The organism is Hymenobacter mucosus (assembly GCF_900188255.1).
Classification (GTDB): domain Bacteria; phylum Bacteroidota; class Bacteroidia; order Cytophagales; family Hymenobacteraceae; genus Hymenobacter; species Hymenobacter mucosus.
The window spans coordinates 588,923-607,009 of record NZ_FZNS01000002.1 but is presented as its reverse complement, the minus strand read 5'-3'; the positions used below and the strand labels follow the sequence as shown (position 1 = coordinate 607,009).

Annotated in this window: 14 protein-coding genes; 10 read left to right on the top strand and 4 right to left on the bottom strand. The window is 55.8% G+C overall.

The features are described 5' to 3' along the window. Positions 1–83 precede the first annotated feature (83 nt). Complete coding sequence (locus CHB83_RS06485) at positions 84–1,541, bottom strand: circularly permuted type 2 ATP-grasp protein (RefSeq protein WP_089332061.1); 1,458 nt, start codon at positions 1,539–1,541, stop codon at positions 84–86. A gap of 309 nt (positions 1,542–1,850) precedes the next feature. Between CHB83_RS06485 and CHB83_RS06480 the strand changes: the two genes are divergently transcribed. Further along, positions 1,851–2,948, top strand: a complete 1,098-nt coding sequence (locus CHB83_RS06480; RefSeq protein WP_089332060.1) for a zinc-binding metallopeptidase family protein — start codon at positions 1,851–1,853, stop codon at positions 2,946–2,948. Between the two features lie 30 nt (positions 2,949–2,978). Here CHB83_RS06480 and CHB83_RS06475 read toward each other — a convergent pair whose 3' ends face one another. Both CHB83_RS06475 and CHB83_RS06470 read right to left on the bottom strand, forming a co-directional pair. Beyond that, complete coding sequence (locus tag CHB83_RS06475; RefSeq protein WP_089332059.1) at positions 2,979–3,932, bottom strand: Ppx/GppA phosphatase family protein; 954 nt, start codon at positions 3,930–3,932, stop codon at positions 2,979–2,981. A gap of 129 nt (positions 3,933–4,061) precedes the next feature. Further along, entirely contained in the window at positions 4,062–4,946 is an 885-nt protein-coding gene (locus CHB83_RS06470; RefSeq protein ID WP_089332058.1) for a class I SAM-dependent methyltransferase, read from the bottom strand. Positions 4,947–5,046: 100 nt separating this feature from the next. On the opposite strand from CHB83_RS06470, the gene CHB83_RS06465 reads away from it, so the two are divergent. Further along, positions 5,047–5,535 (top strand): DinB family protein, encoded by a 489-nt coding sequence (locus tag CHB83_RS06465; RefSeq protein ID WP_089332057.1) that lies wholly within the window; start codon positions 5,047–5,049, stop codon positions 5,533–5,535. Between the two features lie 71 nt (positions 5,536–5,606). After that, positions 5,607–6,404 (top strand): diaminopimelate epimerase, encoded by a 798-nt coding sequence (dapF, locus tag CHB83_RS06460; RefSeq protein WP_089332056.1) that lies wholly within the window; start codon positions 5,607–5,609, stop codon positions 6,402–6,404. 94 nt (positions 6,405–6,498) lie between these two features. Here dapF and CHB83_RS06455 read toward each other — a convergent pair whose 3' ends face one another. After that, positions 6,499–7,518: an aldo/keto reductase gene (locus tag CHB83_RS06455; protein ID WP_089332055.1), complete on the bottom strand. Its 1,020-nt coding sequence runs from the start codon at positions 7,516–7,518 to the stop codon at positions 6,499–6,501. A gap of 94 nt (positions 7,519–7,612) precedes the next feature. Here CHB83_RS06455 and CHB83_RS06450 point away from each other — a divergent pair, with 94 nt between their 5' ends. From CHB83_RS06450 to secA, 7 genes are all read left to right on the top strand, one after another. After that, the gene (locus tag CHB83_RS06450; protein WP_045688497.1) at positions 7,613–8,128 is read left to right on the top strand and encodes a GNAT family N-acetyltransferase; all 516 of its coding nucleotides are present in this window, start codon (positions 7,613–7,615) and stop codon (positions 8,126–8,128) included. A 157-nt stretch (positions 8,129–8,285) separates the two neighbouring features. Next, positions 8,286–9,515, top strand: coding sequence for a glycosyltransferase family 1 protein (locus CHB83_RS06445; RefSeq protein WP_143437021.1), 1,230 nt, complete (start codon positions 8,286–8,288; stop codon positions 9,513–9,515). A gap of 61 nt (positions 9,516–9,576) precedes the next feature. Beyond that, a complete protein-coding gene (gene glf, locus CHB83_RS06440; protein ID WP_055562709.1) occupies positions 9,577–10,761 on the top strand; it encodes a UDP-galactopyranose mutase in 1,185 nt (394 codons plus the stop codon). A gap of 207 nt (positions 10,762–10,968) precedes the next feature. After that, positions 10,969–12,252 carry a family 1 glycosylhydrolase gene (locus tag CHB83_RS24070; protein ID WP_245855293.1) on the top strand — a complete coding sequence of 428 codons (1,284 nt, stop codon included), beginning with the start codon at positions 10,969–10,971 and terminating at the stop codon, positions 12,250–12,252. Positions 12,253–12,255: 3 nt separating this feature from the next. Continuing rightward, positions 12,256–13,203, top strand: coding sequence for an SDR family oxidoreductase (locus CHB83_RS24065; protein ID WP_245855292.1), 948 nt, complete (start codon positions 12,256–12,258; stop codon positions 13,201–13,203). Between the two features lie 122 nt (positions 13,204–13,325). Next, the gene (locus CHB83_RS06430) at positions 13,326–14,372 is read left to right on the top strand and encodes an acyltransferase family protein (protein ID WP_089332054.1); all 1,047 of its coding nucleotides are present in this window, start codon (positions 13,326–13,328) and stop codon (positions 14,370–14,372) included. Between the two features lie 154 nt (positions 14,373–14,526). After that, positions 14,527–17,928 carry a preprotein translocase subunit SecA gene (secA, locus tag CHB83_RS06425; protein ID WP_045688499.1) on the top strand — a complete coding sequence of 1,134 codons (3,402 nt, stop codon included), beginning with the start codon at positions 14,527–14,529 and terminating at the stop codon, positions 17,926–17,928. Positions 17,929–18,087 lie beyond the last annotated feature (159 nt).

Below are 18,087 nucleotides of genomic sequence, written 5' to 3'. Positions count from 1 at the left end.
GGAAAATCAAATAGTGAAACGGGGATTGTGGCGCGTACCCACCGGTACGCAGCAGCTAGTCGGGCAGGGGAGAGCGACTTGCTTTAGCTTGCTTCCGGCCCTAGCACCCACGTGTCTTTGCTGCCTCCGCCTTGGGAAGAGTTTACAACCAAGGAGCCTTCCCGCAGAGCTACCCGCGTGAGGCCACCGGGTACAATGTCGATGCCGGAAGGGCCGTACAGAGCAAAGGGACGCAGGTCAACGCGGCGGGGTTGGAGCACCCCGTCGATGTAACAGGGGGTAGAGGAAAGGCTGATAATGGGCTGGGCAATAAAGCTGCGCGGGTCTTGTAAGATGGCGGCCTTGAACTCGTTCATTTCCTGCTCCGTGGCGCTGCTGCCAATCAGCATCCCGTACCCGCCTGACTCATTGGTACGCTTCACCACCATGCGGTCCATGTTGTCGAACACCAGTTGGCGCTTGTCCGCGTCGGCGAGTTGGTAGGTGGGCACGTTCTTGAGAATAGGCTCCTCGTTGAGGTAGTACCGGATCATGTCGGGCACGTAGCTGTACACTGCTTTGTCGTCGGCCACGCCGTTGCCCATGGCATTCACAATGGCTACGTTGCCCTTGCGGTACGCCCAGTACAGCCCCGATACGCCCAAGGCACTATCGGGCCGGAACGTAAGAGGGTCAATAAATTCGTCATCCACGCGGCGGTAGATAACATCCACGCGGGTGAGCCCCTGGGTGGTTTTCATGTACACAAAGTGGTTGTGCACCATCAGGTCGCGGCTTTCCACCAGCCGAATACCCATCAGGCGGGCCAGGGTGCTGTGCTCGAAGTAGGCGGAGTTGTAAATGCCCGGTGACAGTAGCACGACGGTCGCCTCGCTAGCCTGCCGGCTGCCCAGGGCCAGCAAGTTGCGGAAAAGTAAGTCGGGGTAGTCTTTCACGGGCTGCACATTGTTTCTGGGCAGCAGGTCAGGAAAAATACGGTAAGTGATGCTCCGGTTTTCAAGCATGTACGACACGCCCGAAGGCGTACGCAAGTTGTCCTCCAGCACGTAAAACTCCCCGTCGTGGTCCCGAATCAAATCAACCCCCGCAATGTGGGTGTAGATGTCGTGGGGTACGTGCACGTTAATCATCTGCCGCAAAAACTGCGGGCATGAGTACACCAGCGCGGCAGGTACAATGCCATCTTTTAGAATAAACTGCTGGTGGTAGATATCCTTGAGGAAGATATTCAGGGCCTTCAGCCGCTGCTTAATTCCCGCCTCAATGCGCGTCCATTCCGCGTGGTTGATGATGCGAGGAATGATGTCGAAGGGAAAAATCTTCTCTAGCCCCTCGCCGCTGCTGTACACCGTGAACGTTACGCCCTGGCTGAGAAAAAGCTTTTTGGCTAGCTCTACCTTCCTGGTCATTTCAGGACCCGCCAAGTTGGCAATGGCTGATACAAAGTGCCGATACTCGGGCCGGATGCCTTCGGCCAGAAACATCTCGTCCCACACATTGGGCTGCTCCCGGTAGGAATGGAGTAAGGAATTTTGCTGCATATAACGAAGTAGAAGCACAACGGGAAGCTGCTTTCAACCAGACCCCTTTAAGCAGAGGCATGTTTGCTAATGGGGGTGGTTTTGAAAGCAGTCGGAATAGTTCTTGACGTAAGAAACCATGAAATGGCCTAAATCCCGTAGGGGTAACTTCAAATAAGTATGTGTTTTTGTAAAAAGCACCTCTAAAATGAAGGTGCAGTAAGTCTATAGGAGCAAGGTTTTCCTGGCATCAGCCTAGAATAGCCACGCCGGTAGTATCCGTAGCCTAACCTTAGCCGTAGAGGCAACAGTATCTCCGCCAGCGCCTGTATGAAGCTATTTACGTGTACCCACTGCGGCCAACTGCTGTACTTTGAAAACAGCCAGTGTGAGAAGTGCCATTATCCCCTGGGCTTCGAGCCGAAACAACTGCAGCTGTTTCCATTGGTGGCGGAGGCAGATGGGCGCACCTACCGCTTGTTCGGCACCACTCAGCCCAACGCGCCTACCTACACGTACTGCCGCAACCATGCCGATGGGGTGTGCAACTGGCTAGTTCCAGCGGAGAGTGCTACCCAATTCTGCACCGCGTGTGCCCTCAACCGCACTATTCCTAACCTGAGTGAGCCCGAACACCGCCTGCGCTGGTGGAAGCTGGAAATAGCCAAGCACCGCCTGGTGTACAGCTTGCTGCGCATGGGCCTGCCGGTGGTAAGTAAATTTGAGGACCCGGAGCATGGCTTGCAGTTCGACTTCCTGGCCGATGCCAGCCAGGATGGTGGCCAGAAGGTCATGACCGGGCACGACAATGGCCTTATTACTATCAATATTGCGGAGGCCGACGACATTGAGCGGGAAATGGCGCGCAAGTCGATGGCCGAGGTGTACCGCACGCTGCTGGGGCATTTTCGCCACGAGGTAGGCCACTACTACTGGGACCAACTCATCGACAATACGCCCCACCTGACAGAATTTCGGGCGCTGTTTGGGGATGAGCAGGATGACTACGGGCAGGCCCTCCAACGCCACTATGACCAAGGTGCCCCCAACGACTGGTCCCAGCATTTCATTAGCTCCTATGCCAGTAGCCACCCCTGGGAAGACTGGGCCGAAACCTGGGCGCACTACCTCCACATCCTCGATACCTTGCAAACAGCTCACGCCTTTGGGCTGAGTGTAAACCCCGCGGCGGCGCCCGCCGAACTAGGCTTGCAAGCGGCCATTACCGAGGAGCCCTACGAAATATCCGACTTCAACCGCATCATGCAGCTGTGGCTACCCCTCACGTTCACCATGAACAGCCTCAACCGGAGCATGGGCCAACCCGACCCGTACCCGTTCATCATCATGCCGGAGGTAGTAGACAAAATGGCCTTTATTCACAAAGTCTGCCAGCAAGCCGGTAGCAGCGCCAAAGCTGCCTGCTAGCCTTTATGCATTGAGTCCAGCAGACGAAGCCTAGCCGAGCATCTCGGCTAGCAAACCTTCCTTCAGGGCGTAGGCTGAGGTTTGGATGTGGGTGATACCGGTGGTGGTCAGCACAAAATCAATCAGCACGGACGCGACTACTAGCATGTCGGCGCGCATGGGCAGAATGCCGGGAATAGCTGCCCGCTGCTCATGGGTTAAGCTCAGAAGCTGCTGGTAGCTGCGCTGAAAGCTGCTGAGGGCAAGCTCCGTGCGGGGTGGTAGCTCGGCTTCGGTGCGCAACTGCCCCAGTTGCATATCAGCTAGACTATCAAAGCTGCCCGAGGCTCCTACCAGGCCCACGGGCCGGTATTGCTGCACGGCCGCGGCCAGAGGAGCCAGCATGGTGCGCAGGTACTCCTGCTCGGCGGCTACGGCCGAAGCTGGAAACAAGCCGCTGGGCTCGGGGAAAAACTTGTCGAGAAGGCGTTGAGCACCTATTTCAAAGCTTTGCTTCCAGAAGATGGTATCCTCATCGGCAATAATAAACTCTACAGAGCCGCCCCCAATATCCACAAGGAGGTGAGGCTGGCTACCCAAGGGTACCGCCCAGCGCACACCCTTGGCAATGAGCTCCGCCTCCCGGTCACCCGCAATAACTTCTACTCGAATGCCGGTTTGCTCGAAAATAGCTTGCGCCAAGGCCGGGCCGTTGCGGGTTACGCGCATGGCGCTAGTGGCCGTAGCACGCACGTCCGTTACTTGATGCAGCTCAATTTCCTCCTTGAACCCAACGAGCGTGTGCAAGGCCCGCTCGAAAGCTGCCGGCGCAATTTCTCCTTTACTGATGCCTCCCTCACCCAAGCGCACGCCCACTTTAGTACGCAACAGCGTTACGGGTTGCTGGTGGCTGGGCTCCGGGAGCTCCACAATCAGCAAGTGGAACGTATTCGTGCCCATGTCGATGAGGGCCAAGCGCCGGTGACGGGGGAGGGGATGCTGCATTATAAGAGGAAGAGAGTAGATGCGTTGCGCAGTATACTGATGGACCTGGCCTGCCAAGGTAAGGCACATTCAGCCGCGGCCGACGCCGCCCAGGCTAGCTACCCGATGGGAAGTAGCGCGGCCTGTGTATTACGTAGCAAACCGGCAGAATGTGCCCAGAGGAAGCTTGCGGGCCGCTTTGTCGTGCAAGTAGATTTCCCCAATTTCCCGCGTCTGACGAGCCTCTGGGAAGATTTCATGCACTAGGTTTTCCAGAATTAGGGCCGAGAAGCCTAGGGAGTACAGGTTGATGAGGAAAAAGTGGTCCTGGGGGTCTAGTAGCTCCTTGCAAAGCTTCAGCATCTCGTTCAGCTCGTCTTCCAGCTGCCATTTCTCCCCGTTGGGACCACGGCCGTAGGCGGGAGGATCGAGGATAAGGCCTTGGTACTTACTGCCCCGTTTTACTTCCCGGCGCACGTACTTCATAGCGTCTTCTACCAGCCACCGGACGCCATCCAGGCCGGACGCTTCCATATTGTCGCGGGCCCAGAAGTTCACCTGCTTCACCGAGTCGAGGTGGGTAACATCGGCCCCCGCGGCGCGGGCAGCTAGGGTAGCGGCGCCGGTGTAAGCAAACAAGTTGAGCACCCGGGGTTGTGCGGCGCGGCGCTTGCGGGTTTGCTGGTAAATGAACTGCCAGTTGGGGTCCTGCTCTGGGAACAGGCCCACGTGCTTGAACGACGACATACCCAGCCGAAACCGCAGCTTCAAGCCGTCGGGTCGCTCGTAGCCGATAATCCACTGCTCCGGCGTGCCGGCTTTGATTTTCCACTGCCCGCGCTCCTGGCTACCCTTCTCCCGGGTAAAGGTGGCGTTGGCCCGTTGCCACTCCGAAGCGGGTAGGTGGGGGTCCCAGATGGCCTGGGGTTCAGGGCGGGCGAGAATGTGCTTACCGAAGCGTTCCAGCTTTTCGAAGTTGCCGGCGTCGATTAGTTCGTAGTCGGCCCAAGGGCTGGTGGTGAGGAACGTGTACATAGAGCTACCTTTACGCTGCCCAGTAGGGCAGGCTGGCAAAGGTACGGCATGATGCAGTTCCGGTCAGTATAGGATACGGATAGGCAGCAGACTTTCGCAGATGCACGAAATAGAGCGAATTCTTGACCAGTTACAGCGAGCCTTCGATGGAGAGGCCTGGGCGGGCCCGTCCTTGCAGGCAACCTTGGCGGGCATTACTGCTGCTCAGGCCGCTGCCTACCCCCTGGCTGGGGCGCACAGCATCTGGGAAATTGTGCTGCATCTGGAAACCTGGCTGCACATTGTGTGTCGGCGCTTAGAAACTGCCACGCTACTAGGCCCAACTGACGCCGAGAACTGGCCGGCCCCGCCGGCTTTGCCTAATGAGGAGGCCTGGCGAGCAACGCAGGATTATCTACGCCAAGCCCACGACCAGTTGCGGGCCGTAATAGGCAACCTGCAGGATACCGACCTTACCCGCCGCGGCACTTCTCCCGGCAATATTCCGGATAGCACTTCCAACTCTTGGTACGTCATGCTCCAGGGAGTAATCCAGCATACGTATTATCATACCGGGCAAATAGCACTCCTGCGGAAAGCTTTTGCCTGAAAATTTGTTCGGCTACCTCGGATAATTGTCCCATGAGGCGAGCTCCCCCTTTTGCTTTCTACTTTTATAGAATGAACACGCTTACTTTCTTCAAATACCAAGGCACCGGCAACGACTTTGTAATGGTGGATGATCGAGCACAACAGTTCGATGAAACCAATCACCAGCTGGTGCGCTTCCTCTGCGACCGGCGTCGGGGTATTGGTGCCGATGGCCTCATTCTGCTCCGCAACCACGCGCAGTACGATTTTGAGATGGTTTACTTTAACGCCGACGGCTATTTGGGCTCCATGTGCGGCAACGGCGGACGCTGCACCGTGGCCTTTGCCAAGCAGCTCGGCGTAATTGACACGCAAACCCACTTTCTGGCCGCCGATGGTCCGCATGAAGCCCGCGTGGAGGCTGACGGCATCGTGCACCTGCGCATGCAGGACGTACTAGGCCAGCAGGAAATAGAAGAGCATAGCGTATTTCTGAATACGGGTTCGCCCCATCTGGTACAGTTTCAGCCCGCCAGCACCCTTGCCGAGCTGAACGTGTTTGCTGAGGGCCGGGCCATCCGATACAACGAGCAGTTTCGGGAGAAAGGCACCAACGTCAACTTTGTGGAGGCGCCTGCCACTCCCGATCTGCCCTGGCAAGTGCGAACCTATGAGCGGGGCGTTGAAGACGAAACCCTCAGCTGCGGCACCGGAGTGACGGCCGTAGCCCTGGCCGCTAGCAAGCGGGGCGCTACTAGCCCCGTGCACCTGCGCACCCCCGGCGGCGACCTGCGCGTCACGTTCGAAGCCCAGCCCGACGACTCCTTTACCAACGTTTACCTCATTGGCCCCGCTACGCGCGTTTTTGAGGGCACTATATCGGTATAAGCACAAGCGGTTAGCCCCGCGTGTACACACAACGGCCCCGAGGAAGAGGTAATAGCTTCCTCGGGGCCGCTGTGTGTTACTTCAGTGTTACTTTTTAAGGCTGCCGGTCGCCCTTGGTGAAGTCCAGCATCCAGCCGGGGTATTCGGGCGCAAGTTTGCTAACCTCGTCTAGCTGCTGCAACTCTTCGGGTGTCAGGTGCACATCTACAGCCTTGAGGTTGTCTTCTAGCTGGTCCATTTTCTTGGCTCCAATGATAACACTAGTGACTACGGGCTGGTGCAGTAGCCACGCCAGCGCCACCTGCGCTACTGACACACCTTTGCTATCGGCCAGGGGGCGCAGTGCGTCTACAATATCGAGGCCCTTTTCCTTGTTTACCGGCGGGAAGTCAAAGCTAGCGCGGCGGGCACCTTCCTCACTTTCGTTTTCGCGGGTGTATTTGCCACTCAGGAAGCCGCTAGCCAAGGGGCTCCACACCATCAGGCCCACCTTCTGATCTTGCAGAAGAGGCACCAGTTCGCGCTCCAAGTCGCGGCCCGCTATAGTGTAGTACGCCTGCAATGATACGTACTTCTCTATGTGGTTGTAGGTGGAGTAGCTCAAGGCTTTCATGAGTTGCCAGGCTGCTACATTGCTGGCACCGATGTAGCGCACTTTACCGCTGCGCACCAAGTCGTCGAGGGCACGCAGGGTTTCTTCCAGCGGGGTAAGTGGATCGTAGCTGTGGGTCTGGTAGAGGTCAATGTAGTCGGTTTTGAGGCGGCGCAGGCTGTCCTCTACCTGCTGGAAGATGTGCTTGCGCGTAAGCCCTGCGTCGTTGGGGCCTTCGCCCATTTTGCCGCGTACCTTGGTGGCCAGTACTATATCGTGCCGGGAAATGCCAAGGTTGTGAATAGCCTGACCAGTCAGCTCCTCCGAAAGCCCTTCGGAATACACGTTAGCTGTGTCTATGAAGTTAACGCCGGCATCTACGGCCCGCTTTATTTGCTCGTCTACTGCTTGTTGATCCAAAGAGCCCATGGCCGCAGCCCAGCCTTTACCACCATACGTCATCGTACCTAGGTACAATTCTGATACTTTCAGGCCCGTATTGCCCAATAGGTTGTATTTCATGAGGGAAGAATTGGATAGTGTATGCTTTCCAAACTACCGCGTACAACGAATGTTAATGTAAAATTTGGGCCACTCGTAGTGCTACCTCCTTCGTATGCTGTCCTCCGAACGTATTTTTTTGCGCCCTTTAGAAGCTGAGGACTTAGATTTTCTCTATGCCCTAGAAAATGACCCTAGCATCTGGGGTGTTTCGGATACGCTAGCCCCAGTATCGCGTCATTTGCTGCGTCAGTACCTGGATAATGCCTCTGCCGACGTTTATGCGGTGCGCCAGTTACGCCTTGTAATTTGTGAAAATGCAACCGGCACCTCTGTTGGTACATTGGATATTTTTGAGGTAGATCCAATGCATCAGCGGGCAGGCGTAGGAATTACCATTCTGCAAGCGTTTCGGCAGCAAGGCTTTGCCAAGACGGCTTTGGAATTGCTAGTGCCTTATGCCCGCGAAGTACTTCGCCTGCATCAGATATATTGTACTATCGGAATATCAAATAGACCTAGTCAGCACTTGTTTACTAGTGTTGGGTTTCAGCTTGTCGGAACACGAAAAGAGTGGCTCCGTACCGAAAGTGGGTGGGAGGATGTTGTAGAAATGCAATTAATGCTGTAAATTGTCGCAGTTATGTGGTTAGCAACGCTAGTTACGTACTCTGGGCTAGCTCGTCTATATCCTTTTATTTACGACAGCGTATAGCCAGATTACCGAGCGCACACGGGGGGTATTTCACCAGTATTGTGCCGTTCGATTTACTTCATATTTTTCTTCTATGCCGCTGAATCAGTCAGCGGAGCCGCCTTTGCGCGCCTCCACCATCGCACCTGCCGACCCTGTTACCTACGCCTTGCCCGATCTAGTGTGCTTCGCACACTTGCACTGGGACTTTGTGTGGCAACGTCCTCAGCATTTGCTTTCCCGCTTTGCCCAACATGGCCGGGTGTTTTACGTGGAAGATGCGTTTTATCACCCCGACGATCTGATTGAACCGCACATTGAAGTAAAAGAGCGGCAAAATGGCTTGAAAGTGGTGGTAGTGCATCTGCCAGCCCGCCTGCGTGGTAACGAAGATGCCGCCGACCAAGCCCAGAACGATGTGCTGCGCCAGTTTTTTGCTGAGCAGAACATTCAGCAATACATTTTCTGGTACTACACGCCAATGGCCATTGCCAAGTCGCGTGGCTTCACGCCGGCTCTTACCATCTACGACTGCATGGATGAGCTGGCCGCTTTCAAGTTTGCTCCTCCAGCCCTGCGTGAGCGGGAGCAGGAGCTTTTCAAGAAAGCCGATTACGTCTTCACGGGTGGGCACACGCTTTACGAAGCCAAAAGCCAGCAGCACCCCGATGCGCACCCCTTCCCCAGCAGCATCGACAAAGCTCACTTTGGCCAAGCTCGCCAGGAAATGGCCGAGCCCGCCGACCAAGCCGGTATTGCGCATCCGCGTGTTGGTTTCTTCGGCGTGGTAGATGAGCGTTTGGATATTGAACTGCTGGGCCAATTAGCCGAGGCTCACCCCGAGTGGCAATTTGTCATCATTGGGCCGGTAGTGAAAATCGACCCCGCCACGCTGCCCCGGCCGGCAAACATTCACTACCTCGGTGGCAAAGATTACCAGGAGCTGCCGGCCTACCTCCACGGCTGGGACGTAGCTACCCTACTCTTTGCTGATAACGAAAGCACCAAATTTATCTCGCCCACCAAAACGCCGGAGTACTTGGCTGCCGGCCGTCCGGTAGTGAGCACGCCCATCCGCGACGTGGTGCGCCCCTATGGCGACCTGAACTTAGTACAGATTGCCGCTACCGCCGACGAGTTCGGCCGTGCTATTGCTAAAGCCCTTACCCAAACGCAGGATGCCGACTGGCGCCAGCGTACGGACGAGTACTTGGAAACCATCAGCTGGGACCTAACCTGGGAACAGATGGTGGCCCTGATGCAGAAAAAACTTACTGCCTCCCGCTCCGCCGGTACTGCCCACGCGGCAACTACCGCTGTATAGTCCGCTTTTATTGTAACGCTGCCCGTCACCCCCCTCATTCATTCCCAAACACCTCTTCGTTATGTTCGACTATCTCATCGTAGGAGCCGGTTTCGCCGGTAGCGTGCTGGCCGAGCGCCTCGCAACGCGTTCCAACAAAAAGGTCCTGGTGGTGGACAAGCGCAACCACATTGCCGGCAACGCTTACGACCACTACAACGAGGAAGGCATCCTGGTCCACAAGTACGGGCCCCACATCTTCCACACCAACTCGAAAGACGTATTCGAGTACCTATCCAACTTCACCGATTGGCGCCCTTACGAGCACCGCGTACTAGCTTCCGTAGACGGTCAGCTGGTGCCCATGCCCATCAACCTGGATACCATTAACAAACTCTATGGGTTGTCGCTCAACAGCTTCGAGGTAGAGCAATTCCTGGAGTCGTTGGCCGAGCAAGTGCCCGTTATTAAAACGTCGGAAGACGTAGTAGTTAGCAAGGTAGGACGAGAACTGTACGAGAAATTTTTCCGCAATTACACCCGTAAACAGTGGGGGATGGACCCCTCAGAGCTAGACAAATCGGTGACCTCCCGTGTACCCACGCGCACCAACCGCGACGACCGGTACTTCACGGACACCTATCAAGCTATGCCGCTGCACGGCTACACCCGCATGTTTGAGCGCATGTTGGATCACCCCAACATCAAGGTGATGCTCAATACTGATTACCACGACATCGTAGATTTCATTCCGTTCAAGGAAATGATCTTCTCGGGTCCGGTAGATGAGTACTTCGACTTCAAGTATGGCAAGCTGCCTTACCGCTCGTTGGAGTTCAAGCACGAGACCCTGAACACGGAGAACTACCTCGCGGCTCCGGTAGTAAACTACCCCAACGACAACCTGTACACGCGTATCACGGAGTTTAAGGCCCTCACCGGTCAGAAGCACCCCAAAACGTCTATCGTGTATGAGTATCCCAAGGCCGAGGGCGACCCCTACTACCCCGTACCACGCCTCGAAAACGCCGAATTGTACAACAAGTACAAGAAGCTGGCCGACGAGACGCCAAACGTACACTTCGTAGGCCGCTTAGCTACCTACAAGTACTACAACATGGACCAGGTAGTGGCGCAGGCTCTTACTCTGTACAAGAAGCTCACTGAGAAGTCAGAGGAGGTACAGAAGGCTACTGTGAAGCCCACCATCACGGGCTCGGCAGCTATCCTGGATAAGCTGGTACCCCGCGACCCAGCGAAAGAGTAACGGTGGGGCATTCTAGCTTAGCTAGGGCTTGCCCACCGCATATACGTCTGGTACTGTCATTCTGTGCTTGCACAAGCCATTCACATGGTCATGGTGTAAGCGCAGAGTGACAGTGCTGTTTTCTGGCAGGGGCAACTGAACACTATGCCTCGAGCCTGAGAGCAGGAAACTGCTTTCCAACTGGTCATTCACTTAAGATTTGTGCCGATGAGACCTGTTGAAATGTGGGGCGGAATAGAGTGCAGTATTTGCCGGGTTGGCGACGACTACTCTGATCAAGTAAACCGCAGCGGACACCGCACCCGCCTCGAAGACCTAGACCGCATTGCCGAGCTGGGCATCCGTAAATTGCGCTACCCAGTTCTGTGGGAACAAGTGGCCCCGCAGAGCCTCAACCACCCCAACTGGAGTTGGCCCGATGAGCGCCTAAACCGCTTGCGGGAGTTGAACGTGGACCCAATAGTAGGGCTGGTACACCACGGCAGCGGCCCGCGCTACACGGCCCTCCACCTCGATACCTTCGACACAGGACTAGCCCGGTTTGCGCGTATGGTAGCCGAGCGCTATCCCTGGGTAGAACATTATACCCCCATCAACGAGCCCCTTACTACAGCTCGTTTCAGTGGCCTCTATGGCCTGTGGTATCCCCACCACTCCGACGACCATACATTTGTGCGCATTCTGCTCAATGAGGTGCGCGCCACCAAACGGGCCATGCAAGCCATCAGACAGGTAAACCCAGCCGCAAAGCTGGTGCAAACGGAAGACCTAGGAAAAACGCACAGCACGCCCGCTTTAGCCCACCAGGCAGATTTCGAAAACCACCGGCGCTGGCTAACCTACGACCTGCTCTGCGGCCTTGTCACGCGGGAGCACCCGCTTTGGGAGTACTTGCGCGCAAGCGGGGCTTCTGTTGATGAGCTGCTGGAATTTACCGACGACGTGCTGCCCCCCGATGTTCTGGGCATCAACCATTACATCACGAGTGAGCGGTTTTTGGATGACCAAACCGAACACTACGCCCTCGACGATAGTCGGCCTTATGTGGATGTAGAAGCCGTGCGCGTGCGCCCCGTGCAGCTTGATGGGCTAGCTACCCTGGCCCAAGAAGCGTGGGACCGGTATAGCATTCCGCTTGCCATTACGGAGTCTCACTTGGCCTGCACGCGTGAAGAACAAATGCGCTGGCTGTACCAAACCTGGCAAACCTGCACCCAACTACGCGAACAAGGCCTGGATATGCGGGCTATGACCGTGTGGTCGTTGCTAGGCGCTTTCGATTGGAATAGTCTCCTTACCCAAAATCAGGGTTACTATGAGAGCGGCGTATTTGATGTACGCAGTGGTGAGGCCCGGCCCACGGCTCTTTTCAACCTAGTGCGCAGCTTGGCCACGACGGGCGACTTTGCTCATCCCGTGCTCCAAGACCCAGGCTGGTGGCACCGCGATACGCGCTACCTCTACCAGCATCATGCGCACCTAACGCACTAAGCTATGATCCAACCTACTCCTGCACCATTCACCGTTCCAAACCATTCTGCCGAATTGGCGGGCACCCGACCCCGGCCGCTGCTGATTGCTGGTGCTCATGGCACCTTAGGACGGGCATTTCAGCAAATTGCTGCCATTCGCGGACTAGAAACAGTGGCTCTCAGTCGTGCTAAGCTGAACATTGCTGACCCCGCTTCCGTGGAGCGTGCCCTAGAGCGCTATCAGCCCTGGGCCGTGGTGAATGCCGCCGGTTATGTGCGCGTAGACGATGCTGAAACCGATTACGCCCATTGCTACCGCGAAAACACCACCGGACCGGCCATTCTGGCTGCGGCCTGTGCCCGTCTACAAGTGCCGCTGCTGACCTTTTCTTCCGATCTGGTATTCGACGGTCAGCAAACGACGCCATACCTGGAAACCGACGCGCCCCGGCCCCTAAATGTGTATGGCATTAGCAAGCAGCTAGCCGAACGGGAAGTGCTGACTGACTACCCTCACGCCTTAATTGTGCGGACCAGTGCCTTTTTCGGGCCTTGGGATGAGTACAACTTCGTGCACCAGGTGCTGCAAGCGGCGCGTGCAGGCCAGCCCTTCGAGGCGGCTTCCGACGTAGTGATATCACCTACCTACGTGCCCGATTTGGTGAATACGGCTTTAGATCTACTTCTTGATGAGGAAAGTGGTATTTGGCACCTAGCCAATAGCGGCTCTTGCACGTGGGCTGAATTTGCGTGCCAGATAGCTCGTATGGCGGGCTTCGACCCAAGTTTCATTGTAGCGCGGCCCTCCGTTGATTTTCCTTGGCTGGCTACTCGCCCTTTATACAGCGCCTTAGGTAGCGTACACGGCTCACTCTTGCCTTCAATAGAAAGCGGGCTGGAACGCTATTTAGCCGAGGTCGCAACCAGTGTTACGACGGGTACTAATGAGATTGTAGCGGCGGCTTCTTAGCCGGATAAGGCTGCGTATGCTGCGCCCTGCGTGCGCCCTGCTCTGTAGGGCGCACGCAGGGCGCACTAGCAAGTGGGAGAGGGGTAGTATTTTGCCGGCTAGTATCCCTACTTTGGCAAGTAATGCGCAATAATTTCGATGCCGTACGATTGGGCTTGGCTTTGACGGTGGTGTTTTGCCATTTGGCAGTGCTATCCGAGGTAGCGGTCTTCCAACCCTTTCTACGCTTTCTATCGGCTGACTTTGCGGTGAAAGGGTTCTTCGTTATCAGTGGCTGCCTCGTAACCCGCAGCTACCTTCGCAGCCAGTCGGGGTGGGATTATGCCGAGAAACGCGTACGCCGTATTTACCCTGCCTACGCCGTTACCATTGGGCTGGCCTGGCTGATTGGCATGGTAGCTACCCGCCTATCAGTAGCCAATTATATTAATCAACCGGCTGCCTATAAGTACCTAGCGGCCAACGCCGCGTTCCTGAACTTTCTGCAGCCCACCTTGCCGGGGGTATTTGAGCAGCATGCCGTACCCGCTCTCAACGCTTCCCTGTGGACTATCAAAGTAGAACTGTGCCTCTACTGCTGCGTGCCGCTACTGGTAGGGCTATTTCGGCGCATCGGCGCCTATCCTACTGCTATTTTAGCCTTTTGCGTAGCGTTGTTGTGGGAAGAAGCGTTGCCCCACGTACCACATATCACGCCCCGCATGGTGACTGAGCTTGCCCGGCAGTTTCCAGGTGTCATCCACTTTTTTACGTTGGGTGCTGTGTTCACCATGGTAGAGCACAAACTAGGGCCAAAGCTGGGCTGGATTGCTCTTGTCTCTTGCGTAGCCTTTTTCTTGCTACGACATCATCGTACAGGCTCACTTATCGAGCCTTTAAGTTATGCTTCCAGTGTGTTGTTCGCGGCCACAGGGCTACCACTACAGATCAGTGCAGGCCGCTGGGGCGATTTATCGTACGGCACGTACTTAGTACACTTTCCTATCATTCAGCTCTTTATTCACCTAGGAGTGTTTCAGTGGAATCCGTGGCTGGGGCTTGCGGCGTTGCTGCTGATAATACTTGGGGCTGCCTTTGTGCTATGGCACGTAGTAGAAAAACCACTATTGAAGCGAAATTCGCACTACGTTGCAGCTAAAATAGTTAACTACGAAAAGGGGCGGTCCTAGCCAAGTCCTTTACTTCGTGACGGGACGTGCTGCTTACTGAACCGGATTTGCAAAAATCGGTCAGATTGGCGGGGCGTACGGGAATGGGGCGGTTTTGGCTAGAAATCTTGTAAATTTGAGGTGCGCCCCGGCGTTTCAATTAAGGTAAACCAGCATGTTTGATTTTCTAGGCAAGACCGTCGCCAAGATCTTCGGTTCCAAGTCGGACCGTGACCTGAAGGAGATAGTCCCGTATGTGGCGCTCGTAAACGCCGAATATGCCAACTTGGCACAGCTCAGCGACGACGAGCTACGCGCCCGCACCGATGAGGTCCGCGCCCGCATTGACGCCCACCTCAAAAACCTGGACGACCAGATTGGTGCCCTGCATCAGCGCGTGAATGATGATGCTACGCTAGACGCCATTCAGAAGGAGCAGATCTTCGACCAGATCGACACCCTTGAGAAACAGCGGAACAAAGAGTTGGAGGTAGTCCTGATGCAGGTATTGCCCGTGGCCTTTGCTATCTGCAAAGACACGGCCCGTCGCTACACCGAAAACGGCCAGCTAGTTGTAACTGCCACCGATTATGACCGTGACTACGCCCGTCGTAAGTCCAACGTGCGCATCGAGGGCGACAAGGCCATCTGGAGCAATAAGTGGACGGCCGCTGGCGCCGAAATCACCTGGGATATGGTACACTACGATGTACAAATCATTGGTGGCGTGGTGTTGCATCAGGGTAAAATTTCGGAAATGGCCACGGGTGAGGGTAAGACCCTGGTATCTACTCTACCAGCCTTCCTCAATGCACTGGCTCGCCGGGGTGTGCACTTGGTTACGGTAAACGACTACCTCGCCAAACGTGACTCAGAGTGGAATGCGCCGCTGTTCGAGTTCCACGGCATCACGGTAGACTGTATTGATAAGCACCAGCCGAACACGGACGCCCGCCGCAAGGCCTACCTGGCCGACATTACCTACGGTACCAACAACGAGTTTGGCTTCGACTACCTACGTGACAACATGGCGCGCGACCCGGAAGAGCTAGTGCAGCGCAAGCACCACTACGCCATGGTCGACGAAGTGGACTCCGTACTGATTGACGACGCCCGAACTCCGCTTATTATTTCCGGTCCTGTTCCTCGCGGCGACGTGCACGAGTTCTACCAACTCAAGCCCCGCATTCAGCGCCTTGTAGAGGAGCAGAAAAAGCAGGTGCAGAACTACCTGGTAGAAGCGCGCAAACTCATCAAGGAAGGCAAAGACGGCTCGAAAGAAGGCGAAGGCGGCTTGGCCCTGTTCCGGGCTTACCGTGGCCTGCCCAAGAGCAAACCCCTCATCAAGTTCCTGTCGGAAACCGGCATGCGCGCCGTACTGCAGAAAACGGAGAATTTCTACCTGCAGGACAACCAGCGCCAGATGCCCAAGGCGGATGAGCCGCTGTTCTTCACTATTGATGAGAAGAACAACCAGATTGAGCTGACGGAAAAAGGTATTGACTTGATTACGGGTCAGGGGGAAGACCACAACTTCTTCATCATGCCAGATATTGGCACTGAGCTGGCCAATATTGAGAAAGACCCAGCCCTTTCGGGCGAGGAAAAGCTGCATACCAAAGAGCAGCTGATGGACGACTTCCAGGTGAAATCGGAGCGCATCCATACCATCAACCAGCTGCTGAAAGCATACACCCTGTTTGAGCGTGACGACCAGTACATCCTGTCCGACGACGGCAAGGTGAAGATTGTGGACGAGCAGACCGGCCGTGTAATGGAAGGCCGCCGCTACTCCGACGGTTTGCACCAAGCCATTGAGGCCAAGGAAAACGTGCGGGTAGAAGATGCTACGCAGACCTATGCTACCGTAACGCTGCAGAACTACTTCCGCATGTACCACAAGTTGGGCGGCATGACGGGTACGGCCGAAACAGAAGCGGGCGAGTTCTGGGAGATTTATAAGCTTGACGTGGTAGTAATTCCTACCAACCGTGGCATCTCCCGCAAAGACGAGCACGATAAGGTGTATAAGACGGTGCGCGAGAAGTATAATGCCGTGGCCGAAGAGATTCAAACGCTAGTGCAGGCCGGCCGCCCCGTGCTGGTAGGTACTACCTCGGTTGAAATTTCGGAGCTGGTAAGCCGCATGCTCAAGCTGCGTGGCATTCCCCACCAAGTGCTGAACGCCAAGCAAAACCAGCGCGAAGCTGAAATTGTAGCGGCTGCTGGCTATCCTGGCACCGTAACTATTGCTACCAACATGGCTGGCCGTGGTACCGACATTAAGTTGCGCGGTACGGCCAAAGAAGCGGGAGGCTTGGCCATTATTGGTACGGAGCGTCATGAGTCGCGCCGCGTTGACCGCCAGTTGCGTGGTCGTGCCGGCCGCCAGGGCGACCCAGGCTCTTCCCAGTTCTTCGTGAGCTTGGAGGATAACCTGATGCGTCTGTTCGGCTCAGACCGTATTGCTAAGCTGATGGACCGCATGGGTCTGGAAGAAGGCGAGGTAATTCAGCACTCAATGATTACCTCATCCATTGAGCGCGCCCAGAAGAAAGTTGAAGAAAACAACTTCGGCATCCGGAAGCGCCTGCTCGAGTACGACGATGTGATGAATGCCCAGCGGGAAGTGGTGTACAAGCGCCGCCGCAACGCCCTGCATGGCGAGCGTCTGGAGCTGGACATCTGGAATATGATTTACGATGTTTGCGAAGACATCGTAATCGGCCACAAAGGCAACAACGACTACGAAGACTTCAAGCTGGCCATCATCCGCGTATTCGGTTACGATACGCATCTGACGGCTCAGGACCTGAGCGGTATGCAAGCTGCCCAGCTCACGCAGAAGCTGTACGATGAGGCTCTGGGATACTACCAAAGCAAGAACGATTTCATCAGTGGTAACTCCATGCCGTTGATTAATGACTTGCTTAGCCAGAACGCGCCGTACGAGAACATTGCCATTCCCTTCACCGATGGTCGTAAGCAGATTCAGGCTATTGCCAACCTGCGCCGTGCGCAGGCTACCGGTGGTCACGACGTGATTCGCGGCATGGAGAAGGTAGTGGTACTCTCCGTGATTGACGAAGCCTGGACCAAGCACCTGCGCGCCATGGACGACCTGAAGCAGGTAGTGCAGAACGCCGTGTACGAGCAGAAGGACCCGCTCTTGGTATACAAGTTCGAATCGTTTGAGCTGTTCAAGCAGATGATCAGCAAGGTGAATGAGGACACTATCCAGTTCTTGTTCCGTGCCGACGTACCCATGCAGCCGGGCCAGGAAGGCTACGACGAGCCTGAGTACTTCACGGAAGACGAGCTTCCCGTAATGCCACCTACCCCCAAGCTGAAGGCCGAGAAGGAAGTTTCCTCCGTGTCGTTGGGTGCGGGTCCCGAGGATCTACAGCAAGACGGCGCGCAAGTAATGGAGCGGCAGCAGCCTGCTCGCTCTCAGAAAGTTGCCAACCGCAACGAGAAGGTAAGCGTGCAGTACATGGACGGCCGCATCTTGCGTGACGTGAAGTTCAAGCAGGTAGAAGATGACCTGCTTAACGACCGGGCCGTACTAATTGATTAGTAGGTTGTTATCGGTGGTAAACTGCTTGGTTGCCCGGCTGTATAGCTAAGCTGCTGGGTATTCTGCCAACCCTATTCGGGCCGCGTTTCTACTTCAGAAACGCGGCCCGTTTGTTGTAGAGCGGAGCCGACGCTTCGCATTTCACCTCTCTATCTTTGC

Excerpts from the sequence above, each read along its gene's own strand:
- CHB83_RS06485 (WP_089332061.1), bottom strand. The coding sequence starts at position 1,541 with ATGCAGCAAAATTCCTTACTCCATTCCTACCGGGAGCAGCCCAATGTG.
- CHB83_RS06450 (WP_045688497.1), top strand. The coding sequence starts at position 7,613 with ATGCTGTCCTCCGAACGTATTTTTTTGCGCCCTTTAGAAGCTGAGGAC.
- CHB83_RS24065 (WP_245855292.1), top strand. The coding sequence starts at position 12,256 with ATGATCCAACCTACTCCTGCACCATTCACCGTTCCAAACCATTCTGCC.
- CHB83_RS06455 (WP_089332055.1), bottom strand. The coding sequence starts at position 7,518 with ATGAAATACAACCTATTGGGCAATACGGGCCTGAAAGTATCAGAATTG.
- CHB83_RS06475 (WP_089332059.1), bottom strand. The coding sequence starts at position 3,932 with ATGCAGCATCCCCTCCCCCGTCACCGGCGCTTGGCCCTCATCGACATG.
- CHB83_RS24070 (WP_245855293.1), top strand. The coding sequence starts at position 10,969 with ATGAGACCTGTTGAAATGTGGGGCGGAATAGAGTGCAGTATTTGCCGG.
- CHB83_RS06480 (WP_089332060.1), top strand. The coding sequence starts at position 1,851 with ATGAAGCTATTTACGTGTACCCACTGCGGCCAACTGCTGTACTTTGAA.
- CHB83_RS06465 (WP_089332057.1), top strand. The coding sequence starts at position 5,047 with ATGCACGAAATAGAGCGAATTCTTGACCAGTTACAGCGAGCCTTCGAT.
- CHB83_RS06445 (WP_143437021.1), top strand. The coding sequence starts at position 8,286 with ATGCCGCTGAATCAGTCAGCGGAGCCGCCTTTGCGCGCCTCCACCATC.
- glf (WP_055562709.1), top strand. The coding sequence starts at position 9,577 with ATGTTCGACTATCTCATCGTAGGAGCCGGTTTCGCCGGTAGCGTGCTG.
- CHB83_RS06470 (WP_089332058.1), bottom strand. The coding sequence starts at position 4,946 with ATGTACACGTTCCTCACCACCAGCCCTTGGGCCGACTACGAACTAATC.
- CHB83_RS06430 (WP_089332054.1), top strand. The coding sequence starts at position 13,326 with ATGCGCAATAATTTCGATGCCGTACGATTGGGCTTGGCTTTGACGGTG.
- secA (WP_045688499.1), top strand. The coding sequence starts at position 14,527 with ATGTTTGATTTTCTAGGCAAGACCGTCGCCAAGATCTTCGGTTCCAAG.
- dapF (WP_089332056.1), top strand. The coding sequence starts at position 5,607 with ATGAACACGCTTACTTTCTTCAAATACCAAGGCACCGGCAACGACTTT.